The organism is Phycisphaerales bacterium, from assembly GCA_029268515.1.
GTDB lineage: Bacteria > Planctomycetota > Phycisphaerae > Phycisphaerales > SM1A02 > JAQWNP01.
The window spans coordinates 254,095-271,423 of the sequence record JAQWNP010000010.1 but is presented as its reverse complement, the minus strand read 5'-3'; the positions used below and the strand labels follow the sequence as shown (position 1 = coordinate 271,423).

General features: G+C 49.4%; 9 protein-coding genes. 7 read left to right on the top strand and 2 right to left on the bottom strand.

Features of this window, described 5'->3' with window-relative positions; genetic code table 11:
* The first annotated feature begins 39 nt into the window (after window positions 1-39).
* The 3 genes from P8J86_07650 to P8J86_07640 all read left to right on the top strand — a co-directional run bounded on the left by P8J86_07650 (window position 40) and on the right by P8J86_07640 (window position 5,288).
* Window positions 40-1,716: a mucoidy inhibitor MuiA family protein gene (locus P8J86_07650; GenBank protein MDG2054565.1), complete on the top strand. Its 1,677-nt coding sequence runs from the start codon at window positions 40-42 to the stop codon at window positions 1,714-1,716.
* Window positions 1,717-1,724: 8 nt separating this feature from the next.
* A complete protein-coding gene (locus P8J86_07645; protein MDG2054564.1) occupies window positions 1,725-3,128 on the top strand; it encodes a hypothetical protein in 1,404 nt (467 codons plus the stop codon).
* 117 nt (window positions 3,129-3,245) lie between these two features.
* Window positions 3,246-5,288 carry a hypothetical protein gene (locus P8J86_07640; GenBank protein MDG2054563.1) on the top strand — a complete coding sequence of 681 codons (2,043 nt, stop codon included), beginning with the start codon at window positions 3,246-3,248 and terminating at the stop codon, window positions 5,286-5,288.
* A 25-nt stretch (window positions 5,289-5,313) separates the two neighbouring features.
* Here P8J86_07640 and queG read toward each other — a convergent pair whose 3' ends face one another.
* Both queG and P8J86_07630 read right to left on the bottom strand, forming a co-directional pair.
* On the bottom strand, window positions 5,314-6,378 hold the full coding sequence (gene queG, locus P8J86_07635; protein ID MDG2054562.1) for a tRNA epoxyqueuosine(34) reductase QueG: 1,065 nt from the start codon (window positions 6,376-6,378) through the stop codon (window positions 5,314-5,316).
* A gap of 33 nt (window positions 6,379-6,411) precedes the next feature.
* Entirely contained in the window at window positions 6,412-8,658 is a 2,247-nt protein-coding gene (locus tag P8J86_07630; GenBank protein MDG2054561.1) for a UvrD-helicase domain-containing protein, read from the bottom strand.
* 512 nt (window positions 8,659-9,170) lie between these two features.
* Between P8J86_07630 and dcd the strand changes: the two genes are divergently transcribed.
* From dcd to P8J86_07610, 4 genes are all read left to right on the top strand, one after another.
* Window positions 9,171-9,902 (top strand): dCTP deaminase, encoded by a 732-nt coding sequence (dcd, locus tag P8J86_07625; protein ID MDG2054560.1) that lies wholly within the window; start codon window positions 9,171-9,173, stop codon window positions 9,900-9,902.
* 85 nt (window positions 9,903-9,987) lie between these two features.
* Window positions 9,988-13,698, top strand: coding sequence for an adenosylcobalamin-dependent ribonucleoside-diphosphate reductase (locus P8J86_07620; protein ID MDG2054559.1), 3,711 nt, complete (start codon window positions 9,988-9,990; stop codon window positions 13,696-13,698).
* A gap of 470 nt (window positions 13,699-14,168) precedes the next feature.
* Complete coding sequence (locus P8J86_07615) at window positions 14,169-16,025, top strand: metallophosphoesterase (GenBank protein ID MDG2054558.1); 1,857 nt, start codon at window positions 14,169-14,171, stop codon at window positions 16,023-16,025.
* Between the two features lie 4 nt (window positions 16,026-16,029).
* Window positions 16,030-17,241, top strand: a complete 1,212-nt coding sequence (locus P8J86_07610) for a hypothetical protein (protein MDG2054557.1) — start codon at window positions 16,030-16,032, stop codon at window positions 17,239-17,241.
* Window positions 17,242-17,329 lie beyond the last annotated feature (88 nt).

Below are 17,329 nucleotides of genomic sequence, written 5' to 3'. Positions count from 1 at the left end.
GGACAGTCTGCTCATCTCATCAATCATTGGAGCCCTCATATGCGTTTGTACCTACTAGTCCTATTGACTCTCACTGCTCCAACCTTCGCACAAGACCAACCGGTGTCAGTCCCTCTCAAAGCAAAAGACAGCATCACTGACGTGACTGTTTTTAGAGAGCGAGCATCAGTGACACGATCCGCTGAATTGGAGGTCCAGCCCGGTCTCTGGAATCTCACCTTTGCAAAGATGCCATCGACGATCCTCAAAGACTCAATACAAGCAAAGTCGTTGGGCGATTTAAAAGTTGTTGATCTTGAATACCAGGTTATTCCTTCCACCGAATCAAACAGTGAGCAGGCACAAAAACTTATTGCTGAATTGGATGATGTAAGAGAGCAAATCAGTCACAAAAAAAATAGCGTCGAAGTTATTAATTCACAAATAGTCTTCCTTAACAGCATGGCTTCTCGTGGAAGTGAAGAGGCAGCCCTTGACATTGGCACGTCAGCTTTGGACACGAGTGTCATTGAAAACCAGCTCGATTTTCTTGGCAAACAATTGGCAACCCTTTTGGAAAACCAGCTTCTTGAAAAACAACTGCTTCGAAAACTGACTGAGCAAGCCGAAGTCTTGGAGCGAAAGATTAAGAATATTGGTTCCCAAAGAGGCCAAACAAGCCAGGTTGTGGTCACCTTTGTTGCCACAAAACCAACCAAAGCAACACTTCAGCTGACCTATCTGGTTAACCGTGCAGCCTGGGTTCCAACATATGCTGTCCGAGCCGATTTTCAGGAATCAACAATCAACATTGAATACGATGCAATCGTGATGCAAACGACGGGCGAGAACTGGAACAATGTCAATATGGTGCTCTCGACCGCTCAACCCAGCCAAGCTGCAGAGCCACCCACCATCAACCCATATTTCGTAGACATTTACACTCCGCCACCGCCCATGCCCTCCGCCGCACGTGGGGACGTGCGCTCTCGAGCTGTCGCTGCGGATTCAGAAAGCTCTTATTACGACACGCGAGAAGCTGCCTTAGAACAATTTGCTAGCAAAGCAACCGTCGATGGCTCGGGCTCGGCCGTCACTTTCACACTACCTCGAACGATGACCATCGCATCAGGGAACGACCAGCAACAACGCACCCGAATAGCAACGTTTCAGAACAATGTCTCTTACATCAACATCGCCATTCCGTTGTTGACTGAAGAGGTTTACATCAAAGGCAAAATAGAAAACACCAGCAATTACCAGTTCCTGCCTGGCACGGCCTCTATCTTTGTTGGAAATGATTATGTAGGCCAGTCCCAAATTGATTCTGTCGCACCCTCGGCCTCCTACCAGTTTTACTTTGGCGTAGACCCATCAATCCGCGCCAAAAGAATTGTGCTCGAGAAGCGGACTGATAACACTGGCTTGTTTAGTGGGGGCCGTGAAACAATCTATAACGTTCGTATCGATATTGATAATGGTGCTGACCACCCCATTGACCTGGAACTTTGGGATCGCTGGCCCGTCTCAAGATCAAGCGACATCACGATTAGTATGTCTGAAGTCAGTCCCCCACTCTCTACTGATGTACAGTACGTCAACAATCAGAAAAAACAAGGACTCCTTCGCTGGGACATCATGATCCCTGCCTATTCAACTGGCGACAAAGCAAAAATAGTAAACTACAGCTACTCAATTAACCGCGGCAAAGATATTGAAACCACACCGCTTCCTTGATCGCAATTATGACTATTCAAGCACTCTCTCTTGCATTACTTCTCGTCGCCTGCCAACCTGCTGTTAGCGATGATGCCACTCAAGAACCGCCAACGCAGACGGTCAATACATCTCGGGTCATACTAGGACTCGGGGGCAAGAATACAGTCCAAGGAACACTACTCTCACGCTCGGATGAACAATTTGAAATTAGAACGACTGATGGGCAAATCAAAATATTGCGCCCCGAAGAAGTCATGGAAATTGTTCGACTTGTAGACCCAGTCGAAGGACAAAGAGGCCGCGTTTATTTACGCAGTGGCCAATCCCATCTTGGAATTGTCAAAAGCGATGACTTCCATCGAGTTGTGATAGAAATACAGGGCATTGAAATCTCATGGATGAGGGAAGACGTTCACTTTGTTGAACTAGAGCCCACCTTTCAAGCCCAGTACAACCAATACAAAAACGCATTAGTTGATGGCGCTTGGGCTCGACATGTATTGTTTGCACGCTGGCTTCTTAAGGAAAACGAGCCAACTTTAGCCTTAGAAGAACTGAGTGTTATTGAGCGAGGCCACGACACACCGGAGGTACGCAATCTCATTCGAATTGCTCGTGCTCGACTGTTGCTTTCCGACAATCCAACAGAGAACATGGATGGCGAACAAACAACTACCAATACTTCACCACAAACAAATGCCGAATCGGAAAAAATACCACGGCTGAGTGAGCAAGACATCAATCGTATTCGTATTTACGAAATTGACTTCAGTAAACCACCGAATGTCAGAGTAGACCCCAACATTATCCATGCTTTGATCGAAGCTTATAGTGATCACCCGCTGATGCCTAGTGATGTGGCTGAACAGAGACAATTATTCGAAGCAGAACCTATTGAAGTGGCTCGTTTCATGAGGCGACTCGAAGCCTCTGATCTCATTGATGGCATTCAAGTACAGGAAGATCCCCGATCAATGCTCTTATTTAAAGAGCGTATTCATGAGCGATTTCTGACACGATCTTGTGGAACCGCAACCTGCCATGGTGGCCCTGGTGTTGGTGACTTCCGACTGGTGATTCCCACCAATCCCGACGATGTCGCCGCCCGATACACCAACTACATCATTCTCAGACAAGCAGCATCGAATGAACAATGGCCCATTCTCAATTTAGATACGCCAGAAAATTCCCTCCTGCTTCAATATGCGTTACCACGCAACCAAAGCCAAAAGCAGCATCCAGCTGTCCGAGGGTGGAAACCCAGCCTGAATACCAGCAATCGCCAAACTTATGCACCAGCACTCAATTGGATTGATGCCATGGGAAAACGCCCCTGGCATAACTACCCTATTACCTACCCCCCTGAAGCGTCTGAAAGTCGGTCGCCGAAGCCCAGCCAACCGCAATCTACAGACCAAACCACGCCATAGCCCCAGGCACATCCTGTGCATTGCTACACTAATCCGATCAGATCGGCATGCAAGCCGACGCTAAGTTGAATGTGAGCAAGCTGCAACAAACCAAGAAGCCATGCTGGACCCCACTCGATGAAAAATCTTGTCCTTTTTAGATCCCGAAATGCCTCCCTCAGCTATTGGAACCTGTCCCGGGCTGATGTGCTGGCATTCACCGCTTTGATCATCATGCTCCTGGCACCCTTCTTTGGGTGTGAAGATGCAAGTACGCGTGAACGAGCTGACGCGCACAAGAATCTGATTGAGGCATCAGCAGAACTCAAGAAGGCTCGCCATACCATGGAGCGTGGCACCGCTGATGCAGATGTGCAAATAGAACAAAAACTTATTGCGATTCGTAACCGCGTGAAGCCGCTCACTACGATTGGCGCCAAAGGCCAGAAAGCAGCAGCCTTACAACTCGAATCACAGACACTACGTGACCTTTTTCAGCTTGCCAGCTCAGAGATAAGTCGATTGGAAGTACTACAACGAGATGACCGATTTGTTGCACAACAGCATCTTGAAAAAACCATTCTCTTAAAATCGGTGGCCGATTCTTCTCAACTGCTTTACGACGCTATAAGCGCAGAAGCAATTGCAACAGCGCGTGACGAAGCTTCGCGTTACCAATCCCAGTTTGAAGCAAGTAAGAGTTCTTTAAACGAACCAATTGCCAGAAGACAAGAAACGATCGGATTGACGAGAGAGAAAATCTCGCAACTGGAATCGACCTTTAACCAACATGCCCAATCTGCAGCGATGAAGCGAGGCTTAGAAAGTCTAGAACTATTCGAACGCGCAATGCACGCTCGCCGGCAAACTCACCAACTTGACCAAACGGTCACTGAGAATGAGCTAGAGCTCCGCTACAACCTCGAGGCAGAGCACAACTTCTTTGATAGCCAGGCACAAGCACTCGCTGAGCTCGTCAGTGACCTTGGTAAAGCTCATATTGATCTTGAACAATTCGCTGCGACAGCTGATGCCAATGCTGAAAAAGCATTAGCCGACTACAACAAATCTGCGGCTCAACTGCGCACAACCATTGATTCAATCAATTCACGTGAGACCCAATCACTCGCACCTGCTTACGAGAAAGCCGATCGCTATCTTTCTGATGCGATCAATACTGAAAACCGAGCAATGGGCATGCGAAGTGGCCGAGATCGAACGCTGTTAATGCAAGTTGTATTAGGCTGTGAGGAGCGAAAAGCTCAGCTTGCTGCCTCGCGTGCTCGCAGCCTTGAATCCCAAGCGATCATGGTCGATTCAATCAAAGAGGCGATCCGTGTTGGACTATTGGGAAGTAATATAGCAAGCACTTCTGGAATCCAATATGACCAACAAGCTGCCGAGGCTCGGAAGCAAGCCTCTGAGGCACTTACCCGCGCCAAGACGCTCGCGACTCAACTGCCCGATGCTGAGGCGATTGTTCGCAACATTGATGACATGATGGTCTTGATTGGAGGCCCTTCAACACAATCACTGACAGCACCGAATACGGGCTCCTCACCAAACACAGCGACAACACCAAACATGGGTGGTGGCGGCCTGCAACTACAGTTGACAACTGGCGGCAGCGATCCATCCTATCCGACACCAGAAGCGCTGATTGCACACATTCAATCAATAGAGATGACTGAAAGTCCATCGCAGCAATTCAACGATCTGCTCAAGGTAACCCACTTCAACAATACCTCGCTTGCCAATCAAATTAGTCAATTTTCAGAGATCATTCTTGCCCTCTATGAGACCAATAAGGCAATGGAGGAACGCTGGGGCAAGGGCCTCAATGAAATGATGACGGCAGCAATCGAGCCAATTCCGCCACTGGACAATGCAACCGTCACTCTACAGGGAGCAGATAACGCAAAGCTTGCTTACCCTGGACCGTTTGGCATGCCTGAAACGTCCGAACTTATTCGCATTAATGGCTCTTGGATGCTCAATGGTGATGCTGAATTCGGCAAAGCTGGTTCCCAGCAAATGCTGGGAATGATTCAAAAAGCGCCTCAACTCATTAGCGCCCTAAATGCGATCAAAGACCAAGTTCGCGAAGGCAAATTTCAGACATCCCAAGAAGCCGAGATGGCGATCATGCAGTCAATTGGCACCATCCTAGGTGCCGGATAATAGCCTGTTTTTTTGATGGCCTGACCTACCAACTTGCACGACTGACTGTTGCACGCGAAGCCTCTTTAACTAAGTCATCTTCTTGAGAGTCGCTGCTCAGAGCGCTGACACGCTGTACCAGCTCTGGTCGAGCTTCAATATTACCTGCAACAATAGCGGCATTTCGACGCATCATTTCTAGACGAGCACGCTTCATCGACGATCGCTCAAAGGCTGCGCGGCGATCAGATTCATCCCATCCCAAGACCGTCAGCAGGTCGAACTCGGTGTTGATTGGTTCATAAGCTTCATGGCAGTCAAGACGACCACTCCGAAGCGTCGGCTGATTGTGTGGACACACTTCCTGGCAAACATCACACCCAAACAACCACGCCCCTATTGATGGATGAAAGGCCTCATCTATGGCGGAACGGTGTTCAATTGTGAGATAACTAATGCACCGAGATGCATCGACGGACCATGGCTTGATGGCTGTCGTTGGACATGCGTCTATACACCTTGTGCAAGAACCACATGGATCCTGCTGCTCAATCTCCGTGGGCTTGATTGCGAGCGTTGTAACGACGGCGCCCAGCAGCAGGTAGCTCCCCTCACCTGGTCGCAGTAGAAGTGTGTTTTTACCAACCGTTCCCAAGCCCGCTCGCTGTGCGTGCTCTCGTTCTAGTAATGGCGCCGTATCAACGCAAACCTTGAATTCTGCATCTGGGCAGTATTTCTTCAACCAATCCACCAACTTGAAGAGACGACGTTTAATGACTTTGTGGTAATCGCGACCTTGCGCATAACGTGCAATTCGACCGACATTTGCCGGTCCTGATTGACCCTCATACCCGCCCTGGGTTGGTCGCGCATGGCGCGTGTGCCGATCCGCTACACAGATAATCGATTTGGCGCCTGGAAGTAGTTGCTGAGGATCCATGCGTACCTCAATGTTGCGCTCGAGGTAGCCCATCTCACCATGCTGACCTTGTGCCACCCAGCTCCGATATGACGACTCATAATCTGTCGGCGCAGCTGGCGCTATCCCGGCCGCAACAAAGTCGAGGTCACTGATGAATTCGAGGATTTCATCACGATCGGGCTGCGGCATCAAGACCCCTTCTGTCTCTGATTCATCATCGACCTATTGGCTTCCAATTGGGCGTAGATTCGCATATTCCAAGATGAGTGTACGAGTGATACCTGTATCAAACTCAACAACTGCCTTACCACCACGATGTTGATGATTGACGTTGCGAATTCGACCACGCCCGAAGGTTGGATGAACGACCCGCTGACCAGCCGACAGGCTGGACTGGCTCAAAGAACGACCAATATCAGGTTCATACTCTTGTGCCCATGGATCATCGATCACCTCTTGATCTAATGAACCAGAGGGAATCTCTTCGAGAAATTGACTGCTCGAGGATTGCTGCCGCATGCCACGTACCGTTCGCTGCTGAGCACGCGTCATGATCAAGTGTTTTCGGGCACGCGTCATACCCACATAACACAGCCGTCGCTCCTCCTCCATCGCATTGTCATCTCCACTGGCCCTGATGTGTGGCAGTAATCCTTGTTCAACACCCACCATCGCAACCGTGTCAAACTCAAGCCCTTTGGCAGCATGGAGTGTCATCAGTGTCACAGCGCCAAGCTCTGGATCAATGAGATCCTGATCACTCACCAGAGCGACTGATTCAAGGAACGAGCCGAGCATACCTATAAGACTGTGATCTTCTTCTTCATCTTCACTTTCTGAAGAATCAGGTGACCAAACCACCACTTGGGGACGAATGAAACTAGCTGCTGCAGACACCAGTTCCTCGAGATTTGCCAAACGCTGCACATCTTCCTCGGTACGGGCACTTCGAAAAAGATCATAGAGACCACTTTCACGAACAACCTGCTCGACAAGATCTGCTAAATCTATACTTTCTAATAATGACGACTGCCCCTCCTCAACGAGTAGCGATCTCCATTTACCCAAAAGATCTATAAAACGTTTTACGGCGCCACGACTACGCGCTGATACGTCAGTGACTTCAGCAACACGTTGCATACCTTCTAAGAGCGAGCAACCAGAATCAAGCGAAAACTGCTCCACTCGATTAAGGGTGGTGGCACCAATTCCTCGAGGTGGCGTATTGATGATTCTCTTTAACGCGAGATCATCGTCCGGGTTCGCCAGTATCCGTAGATATGCCAGCGCATCTTTCACTTCCTTGCGCTCATAGAATGCTGTTCCACGGGCAATCACATAGGGAATCTGTGCTTCCCGAAATGCGGTCTCGAGAACACGAGTTAATGCATTGACACGGTAGAGAACCGCCATTTCACTCCAGGGAGTGCCCTGCTCTGAGTGACGAGAGCGAAACAAGTCAACAACACGGCGAGCCTCAGACTCTTCATCGATGGCCGCAATCAACTGGGGCCGCTCTCCTGGACCGAGTTCAGTGTAAAGCTCTTTATGTAAGTGGCTGCTGTTGCGAGATATTAGGCCTGCTGCCGCTTCTACAATGTGCCCCGTGCTGCGAAAGTTCTGACCAAGTTCGACTGTGACTGCTGCCGAGTGATGTTCTGTAAATTCAAGAATATTGCCGATGTCTGCACCGCGCCAAGCATAAATTGACTGATCAGGATCACCAACAACAAAGAGATTACGGTGCTTCTCAACGAGTGTTTGTGCGATCACAAACTGTGCGTGATTTGTATCCTGATACTCGTCAATCAGAACGTATTGGAATCGATCTTGTAGCTCTTGACGCACATCTATATGACTTTTCAATAACTTAGCTGTCAATAGCAAGAGGTCATCAAAGTCGACGGCGCCAGCAGCTTTAAGAATGTCTTCATAGCCCGCATAGATACGAGCAATCGTGCGTGTGTAAAAATCGCCAGCTGAGGCCGCATAGTCAGTCGCATCCTTCATTTCATTTTTAGCGTTACTGATCGCATTGAGCGCTGACATCGGAGTCCAATTAGATAGATCCAGCCCCGCTCGTACGACGGCTTGCTTTGCCGCTTCCCGCTGATCAGTTGAAGCATAGATTGAAAATGTTTCGCGCAAACCCAAATGCGATGCATAACGACGCAGTAAGCGCGCACAAAAACTATGGAACGTTGCAACAGTCAGACCAGAACCGTTGAGGCTTGACTGATCAAGCAGTGTGTCAATGCGCTGACGCATCTCATTGGCTGCTTTATTCGTAAATGTTAAAGCCAATATTTGCCAAGGCGCAATACCGAGGTTGACCAGGCGCGCGACACGACGTGTCACCACCATCGTCTTTCCCGAGCCTGGCCCCGCCAGAACCAATGCTGGCCCATCAACGTGCTGCGCAGCAGTCTGTTGTGACTGAGTTAAGCCCTTAAGAAACACATCTTCCATGACTGTAAACACGCTCCAATTCAAATCGAGACCGCTGAAGAAGTCTATCCGGGCTCCACAATCCGACAATCCTCATACAAAAAGGCCCCTTGAAGTTCTCCTCAGCCTAGAAAGAGACCTTCACTAAAAGCCCCACCGACCAACAATGCCCACTGAGCGTGGCTCCAGGGGGATAAGTGTGATGTCCGCTCCAATCCACCTCCAAACACAATATGTAGGGTATCAGACAGGTTATGACAGCTTCTCCACTCGATTTGTAGTGGTTTTGGCCTCCCAATGCAGGTTCGATAAGATGTCCACTGATAGAGGTTGAATTGCAGTGGTGGATTTTGCATCTAAAAAACTATATTGTGGGGTTGGCTTTCTTGAAGGTACAAGATGTAGTATTACGATACGTCTTTTATGGAAAGAAAACCGATCATTTGCATTTCTCAATGTCGTGTGAGGGGAAACACGATCTATGTTAGGACTTTGTTAGTAACTCGTACGAATTTGCCGCTTCAGGCGATTGGTTGATTGCTGTCGCACCCGCTTCCTGGAACCCCAGCCTGGAAGCTGACCGCAAAATTGATTTGGGTACAGCCCAGACCACCAACCAAGAACCAAATGCGTGCCGAATTGATGTATCGCAGGCGACCGGGAAGGAATGTCAGACAACTATGACCGTATTGAGTGACACACAAATCCGTGAACAAATCGAGATCGAACCATTTTCTAATTTAGCTCGCCGTGCAGGACGCGTCTCATGGGGCGTCTCCAGCTATGGCTACGACGTTCGTGTTGGGACAAGCTTCAAGATCTTTACCAATGCGACTTGTGGCGGTGCCACCATTGTGGACCCAAAGAAATTCGATGATGAATTATTCATAACCATCAATACTGATGAAACAAAACGTGATCATGTTGTGATTCCACCCAATAGCTTTGCATTGGCTGAAACGGTCGAGTGGTTCTCTATCCCCCGTGACATATTGGCCATCTGCGTTGGCAAGAGCACCTACGCTCGTTGTGGTCTCATAGTGAATGTCACGCCCCTTGAGCCCGAATGGCGAGGTCGTGTCACACTAGAAATCAGTAATACGACACCACTTCCAGCCAAAGTCTATTCCAACGAAGGAATTGCTCAACTCATCTTCCTCAAGGCCAGTTCTATCTGCGAAACAAGCTATGCAGATAAAGGTGGTAAATATCAAGACCAAAAAGGCCTAACGCTGCCCATGGTTGACGGAGACGATGGTTCCTAATCCGCAACCAGCTTCGGCACGACGTGCCGAAAAAAAGACGCAAGACACAACCAATCAAAAACCTCATCTCGAAGAGTCCATTGGCATGAAAATTCAAAGACGATTTACGACTAAGGGACAGGACGTTTTTTCAACAGTGGAGTGGACCCACCGCTCAAGTCGAATTAGTAATACGGATGGATCACTCGTCTTTGAGATGAATGATGCTGAGGTCCCTGCAAATTGGAGTCAACTGGCCACTGATATCATGGTCAGCAAGTACTTCCGAAAAGCAGGCGTTCCACAAATGACTGCTGAGGGGACACCCAAAACAGACAGTGAAGGCAAGGCGATCACTGGCCCGGAGCGATCTGTAAAACAAGTGGTCCACCGCCTCTGCGGCTGCTGGAGAGCCTGGGGACAAACCCATGGATACTTCGAGACCACTGAAGATGCCGATGCCTTCTATGACGAACTCGCTTGGATGCTCCTAAACCAAGTTGCAGCTCCAAACTCCCCCCAGTGGTTCAATACCGGACTGAACTGGGCCTATGGCATTACTGGGCCAGCGCAAGGTCACTTTGTACCGAACCCTGATACCGGTGAAGTCACTCAAGCCAATGATGCTTACACACATCCACAACCTCATGCCTGTTTCATTCAGTCTGTTCGTGATGATCTGGTGGGTGATGGTGGCATCATGGATCTTTGGACCCGTGAGGCTCGTCTTTTTAAGTATGGATCTGGTACGGGTACCAACTTTTCAACAATTCGTGGCGATGGTGAAGCGCTCTCTGGAGGCGGCAAGAGCTCTGGATTGATGAGTTTCCTCAAGATCGGAGATCGTGCCGCAAGTGCGATCAAGTCTGGCGGAACAACACGTCGCGCTGCAAAGATGGTCTGTCTTGATGTCGATCATCCTGATATTGAGGAATTCGTAAACTGGAAGGTCCGTGAAGAGATAAAAGTTGCGGCCATGGTTGAAGGTCTGCGGGTACTTTCCGAAGATCAGCGTGAACTTGCCGACAAACTAGGCCTTCAGCTCGACTACGACTTCAATGGCGAAGCCTATCTCACTGTCTCTGGCCAAAATTCGAATAACTCTGTTCGAATCAGCGATGAGTTTTTCGAGGCTGTTGATCAATCAAAAGACTGGTCGCTCACCTCTCGCATTGACGGCGAAGTGACCAAGACACTAGAGGCGATCGAATTATGGGATCAGATCTGCACCGCAGCATGGCGGTGTGCTGATCCGGGTATTCAGTTCGATTCGACCATTAATTCATGGCACACCTGTCCTGACAGTGGTCGCATCAACGCTTCCAATCCGTGCAGCGAATACATGTTCCTTGATGACACCGCATGCAACCTCGCATCAATCAACCTCATGCAGCTCTTTGACATCAATGGCTGCACCTTTGATACAGAGGGTTTCGAACACGCCGTCAACCTATGGACAATAGTCCTTGAGATCTCAGTACTCATGGCCGCTTATCCATCTGAGATTATTGCTTCTCAGAGCTACCATTACCGAACTTTGGGTCTGGGATATGCCAATCTTGGCGCCATGCTGATGCAAGCAGGAATTCCATATGACTCTGAGGAAGGCCGGGCCATTTGCGGCGCTCTCTCAGCAATTCTGACTGGCCGCTCTTATGCAACAAGCGCCACAATGGCTTCTGAACAAGGCGCCTTCCCTGGTTTCGAAGAGAACCGTGAGTCGATGCTAAGAGTGATGCGTAACCATCGCCGTGCCGCTTATGGCACACCACGTAGTTCAGATGCATATGAATCTCTTACAATTACGCCGGTTCCAATCGAACATGAACTACTTACAACCGAACAAAGTCGTCTCGGTAATGCAACACAGCTATCTGTACGAGCAACAAAAGCATGGGATGATGCGCTGACCCTTGGAAAACGTTTTGGATTCCGAAATGCACAAACAACCGTCATCGCACCTACTGGTACGATCGGTCTACTCATGGATTGCGATACCACTGGGGTTGAACCAGACTTTGCCCTAACAAAATTCAAGAAACTTGCTGGCGGTGGCTACTTCAAGATTGCTAATCAGTCACTTCGACCGGCACTCAATACACTTGGCTATGCCCCTGATCAAGTAGATGCAATGCTGACCTATGTAATGGGCACACTCAGCCTAGATACACCAATTCCACAAACTAAACTGACGCTTCGCGAGCATCTATTGGAGTTTGGATACAAATCTGAAGATCTCGTTGAAGTTGAAAACGCACTTCCCACTGTCTTTGAACTTGGCTTCGCATTTTCAGCTTGGTCAATGCCAGCCCATGTTCTCGAACACCTTAATGTTTCGTTGGAAGATGCTCGAAATAATCCAACCTTTGATGGCCTCAAGACACTTGGTCTGAGCGCAGCGCAAATTGAATCACTCAATGTCACCATCTGCGGCACCCAGACTATTGAAGGTGCACCACATATCCAGGATGAACACCTACCAGTATTTGATTGTGCTAATAAATGCGGCAAGATCGGGCAACGCTTTATTGCTCCAACTGGCCATATTCATATGATGGCTGCCGCTCAGCCTTTCATCTCTGGAGCAATTTCAAAGACGATCAATCTTCCAAATGACGCGAGCATCGAAGACATCTCAAGTGCCTATCGGCTGAGCTGGGAACTCGGGCTCAAGGCAAATGCGTTGTATCGCGACGGGTGCAAACTGAGCCAACCACTCAATACCAAAAGCGATGTCTCTCTCGAAGATGAAGAGGACGAAGATGATGTCAACGAGGCCATCAATGAGGTTGCCATTGAAGTTATTGAGGCCGCCACACAGGTTTCAATCACAGAAGAAAATGATACCGATGCCTCGAAAGATCAAGCTCAATCACCTGCGTTTGTAGAACGAATCGTAGAACGAATTATTGAAAGACCCATGCGTCGCCGTTTACCGGATACGCGACATAGCATCACCCATCACTTCAACGTGGCTGGACACGAGGGATACCTCACCGTCGGACAATACGAAGACGGATCTCCTGGCGAGTTGTTTATCACGATGTCTAAAGAAGGTTCGACTATCGGCGGACTAATGGATTCACTTGGAACCGCCATCAGTGTCGCGCTTCAGTATGGTGTGCCTGTCGAAAGCCTGGTCACCAAATTTGCCCACCAACGATTTGAACCAATGGGCATGACCACGAACCGAGACATTCCCTTTGCAAAAAGCTTGGTTGATTACATTTTCCGGTGGCTGGGTATGCAGTTCATTGCTGGATATCGAGAAGCCAATGCACCACAACGAACAGAAAAAGAAACCCCACGTTCTGAGACCTCACGGCAGGAAGCCATTGGTGTCAAAGGGGCAGAAGAAAATCAAATGACGACCAGAGATGCCAAGGAGGGCACACCATGCCAGAGCGAGTCAGGTCAGACCAGTGGGACAACAGCTGGTGCACATCGACTTGGATTGGAAAACCAGACGCCGAGCAATCTATCGACTCAGACCAGCGCCGATGGTGGGACCACTTCACGAGTGACTCTTCCTGGCGACACTGGACCATCCGGCACGCCATCAGGCGAGGTGAAGACCGGCGGAGCCTCAGCGTCACTAACCACAGTTGTGAAACACGAGACCATTGCTGTTCGATCAGAAACAATCGAACAGACAAGCGACTACGCAGAGACACTGCCTGCCTCGCGAGCGATTGATCATTCCAATGCATCAATGATGGGAGATGCACCCGCATGTGACGGCTGCGGCTCAATCACTGTAAGAAATGGCAGTTGTTACAAATGCATGAACTGCGGCAACTCAATGGGCTGCAGCTAAGAATTTCTACTGTTTATAAGCTTCGTCGACTCTGTTCGCTCCGGGAGTTGGCGAAGAAGATGGATCAAGGGTGAGAGCGGATGATGGAAGGAGAAACCGCACAATCAATACAAGAGGAAGGAGTCCTCTTGTGTTGGGATGGGTGAAACAGGGAATCGCGTGAAACCCGTAATCTTCTCTGATCCTCTCTTAATTTAACACGAGGGGTTCAAGTGCTTACAAAGCTGCATTCTTGGCAGTGGAGAAAGATCGGCGGATACTTCGCATCCTCCACATCTCACCGCTTGTTCCGGTTGCCAAAGGTCACCGGAAGACCATGGCACCTGGGGAAGCTCACCTCGTCGGACCTTCGACCCCGGCTTGGACCCTGAGCTTCCATTCTTCCCTCCCCCCCGAAGTGGTCCCACCACCGCTTCGGGGGGATTCTTTATAAAAGCCTCGTTTGCCGCCATGTAGTTACACTACAGGGCATGTCATTAATTCTCACTGCATTGCTATCGATTACTTGCCTACACTCAACTCTCATTGACCAATGGCATTGGCACGCCAGTGGCACCGAACTCATACCAACTGCTGATACGCCCTCGGTCATACGAAGAGGCGACATCAAGGTTGAAGCCGATCCAAACGGAATCATCTTGCCAGGACGATCTGTGCCCTTTTTGATCGCTCCTCAGATCTCTGACCTAGACACACCCCTACCGACAGATGCTCTTACTGTTGAGGCCTGGGTTTCTATTGACATGCCAACCACCTGGGGCGGATTTATCGGCGCTGTACAAGACAATGCCGATGCCGAAAAAGGATGGGTCTTAGGGTATGACCAGACAGCCTTTACCTTTGGTTTGGCCAGCGAAGGCACTGATGATGGTGATGGAAGAATGACGTATCTGAAATCTGATCGACCATTTGAAATTGGGCGTTGGCATCATGTAGCCGGCACCTATGACGGCCAAGAAATGCGTCTGTATATGGATGGCCAATTAGTTGGTGTTTCTAAAGAACAAACAGGCCCAGTACTTTACGACCCGACAGCACCATTGGCTATTGGTGGCTATCTTGATCGCAATGAAGATCAGGGCCTTGATGGCAGAATCAAGTCTGTGCAAATACAAGACGCCGCCCTCAACCAAGTTCAGATCGAACGCGAATTCAAAAAGAGCTCCAGGCTCACCAAGCTTGCCCCCAAAGTCGACACAAAGCTTGATTGGATGGTCTCTCCGTTTTTGACCTGGCCAACATCTGACGCAGTCAGCGTGATCGCAGAGACCACCAGGCCTGCCAAGATGTGGGTGAAGTTCAAACCTGAAGATGGCTCGTGGTCACAAATGACGCAGGAAGAGCCTGCCGAACTCCATGAGTTCCGCCTTCAAGGCCTCAGACCCCACAGTAAATACTTCTACCAGGTCTATGCTGACGTGACTGATGCGCACGGAACACAGACCATTGAAAGTCCCCTATTGAGCTTTCGAACTGCTGCGCAGAGAGGCGATGCCTTCACATTTGTAGCCATCGGTGATACTCAAGCCCAACCAAACGTCGTTAAGCGCGTCTCAGATCTGGCCTATGAAACCCGTCCAAACTTACTGATTCACGCGGGCGATCTTGTGACCACGGGTTCAGATAAGAGCCATTGGACTGGTCACTTCTTCCCCAATATGCAGCCACTGATTTCCCGTGTACCTATGATGCCGGTGCTTGGCAATCATGAACAAGATGCTCAATACTATTACGACTATATGAGCCTGCCAGAGCCAGAGCGTTGGTACACGTTCTCATATGGTGACGCTGATTTCTTTATGATCGACGGCAATCGTGATCTTGCAGATCAATCTGAGCAACTCGCATGGCTCAATCGTGCACTACGCGAAAGCGATGCTCAGTGGAAGTTTGCTGTCCTTCACCAACCACCATGGACCAGCGACAGCGATGATTATGGTGACACCTTTGAAACCACATCAAACCGTGGTGATCTCAATGCGCGAAACATCACGAAATTACTTGATCAATATGGTGTTGATATTTGCTTTAGTGGACATGTTCATGATTACGAACGTACTTTCCCACTTTCTGGACAATCAGTGGTGCCCTGGGATGAAGGCGGTGTGATTTACGTCACTTGTGCCGGTGGCGGTGGCACACTTGAGAACTTTGACCCTGCGAATACTTTTTTCGGGCACCGAAAAGCACAACGACATCACCTCGTCTATGTGGCTATCCATGGTGGCATCCTTGAATTTCAAGCAATAGATGAGAATGGTCAGCTCTTTGACGTGATGACCCTAGACAAAAGGGATGGGCGCACCCTGATGCCCATTAGTGAATAAGCCAGTGCCCCGACCAGATCAAAACCCAAGAAAACGAAACCCACCATTACCTGATCCATCACGGATATACCGTGTCAGCTGCGCACCTGGACTCTCTCCATGGCTCTCTCGTGAAATTGAATCACTTGGCTTGAAGGTTTCTGGCACCGACCACACTGGCGTCACCACCACTGGCACATGGACCGATGCAATGCGTATGTGCCTACGTCTTCGTACGGCCTATCACGTGCTACAACGATTTGCTGATATTCAAGCGGTTGATGCTGAAATGCTCTACCAAGAATCGGTTCGATTACCTTGGGAACGAATTATCTCGCCAGATGGCTACGTGTCAGTCATTTCGGCGGTCCAAAACAGCACAATCGATAACTCAATGTTTCCGAACATGAGACTCAAAGATGCCATCGTCGATCGAATTCAAGAGGTCCATGGCCGACGCCCCAATGCTGGGTCTGATCGAACACAGAGTGTCATCCATCTTTACTGGAAGGATGACCAGGCACGGATTTCCCTCGACTTGGCCGGCCAAAAACTCTCCGATCGTGGTTACCGACGAATTCCATTTCTTGCACCAATGCGTGAGACTATTGCTGCTGCCGTCTTACTCGAAACAGGCTACGACGGCAGTCGCCCACTGGTCATTCCAATGTGTGGCAGTGGCACGCTTGCGATCGAGGGCGCACTACTGGCAACGCAGCGGGCGCCAGGTCTATTGCGAAGCAATTTTGGCATGCAACATCTCCTAACCTTCGATGAAATGCAATGGAAGCAAGAGCGAGTCAATGCACGCAAGGCCACACTCAAAAATGCACCTGCTCCAATTATTGCAACAGACATCGATCCTCATGCTGTTATGGCCGCCAAGAAAAATGCCGCCACCGCCGGCGTTGAGCACCTTATTGAGTTTCATGTTTGTGACTTTGCAGAAACACCAATGCCAGAAACGCCAGGAACGATCATTTTGCACGGCGAATACGGAGAGCGACTCGGAGATCTACTGAAGCTCAAGGATGTCTATAAACGCGTCGGCGACTTCCTTAAACAGAGTTGCCCAGGCTGGGATGGATTTGTATTTACCTCGCATGATCTTGCTGGCACAATCGGCCTTAAGACAGCTCGCCGTGTGCCCTTTGAAAACGGTGGCGTTGAATGCCGTTTACTTCGCTACAAGCTCTTTAAGGGAACTGCAAAACCACCAATAGAGGCTGGTAAATAGTCGCATCAATTGAGATTACGCTCGCATCAAATCGCTACTTCAATGTACCTACTAAGTGAATAGGCCCATTACTAAAGCATTAGTGCTG

Bases quoted from the DNA above. Each gene is read 5' to 3' on its own strand.
- P8J86_07650 (MDG2054565.1), top strand. From the start codon at position 40: ATGCGTTTGTACCTACTAGTCCTATTGACTCTCACTGCTCCAACCTTC.
- P8J86_07645 (MDG2054564.1), top strand. From the start codon at position 1,725: ATGACTATTCAAGCACTCTCTCTTGCATTACTTCTCGTCGCCTGCCAA.
- P8J86_07640 (MDG2054563.1), top strand. From the start codon at position 3,246: ATGAAAAATCTTGTCCTTTTTAGATCCCGAAATGCCTCCCTCAGCTAT.
- queG (MDG2054562.1), bottom strand. From the start codon at position 6,378: ATGCCGCAGCCCGATCGTGATGAAATCCTCGAATTCATCAGTGACCTC.
- P8J86_07630 (MDG2054561.1), bottom strand. From the start codon at position 8,658: ATGGAAGATGTGTTTCTTAAGGGCTTAACTCAGTCACAACAGACTGCT.
- P8J86_07620 (MDG2054559.1), top strand. From the start codon at position 9,988: ATGAAAATTCAAAGACGATTTACGACTAAGGGACAGGACGTTTTTTCA.
- P8J86_07615 (MDG2054558.1), top strand. From the start codon at position 14,169: ATGTCATTAATTCTCACTGCATTGCTATCGATTACTTGCCTACACTCA.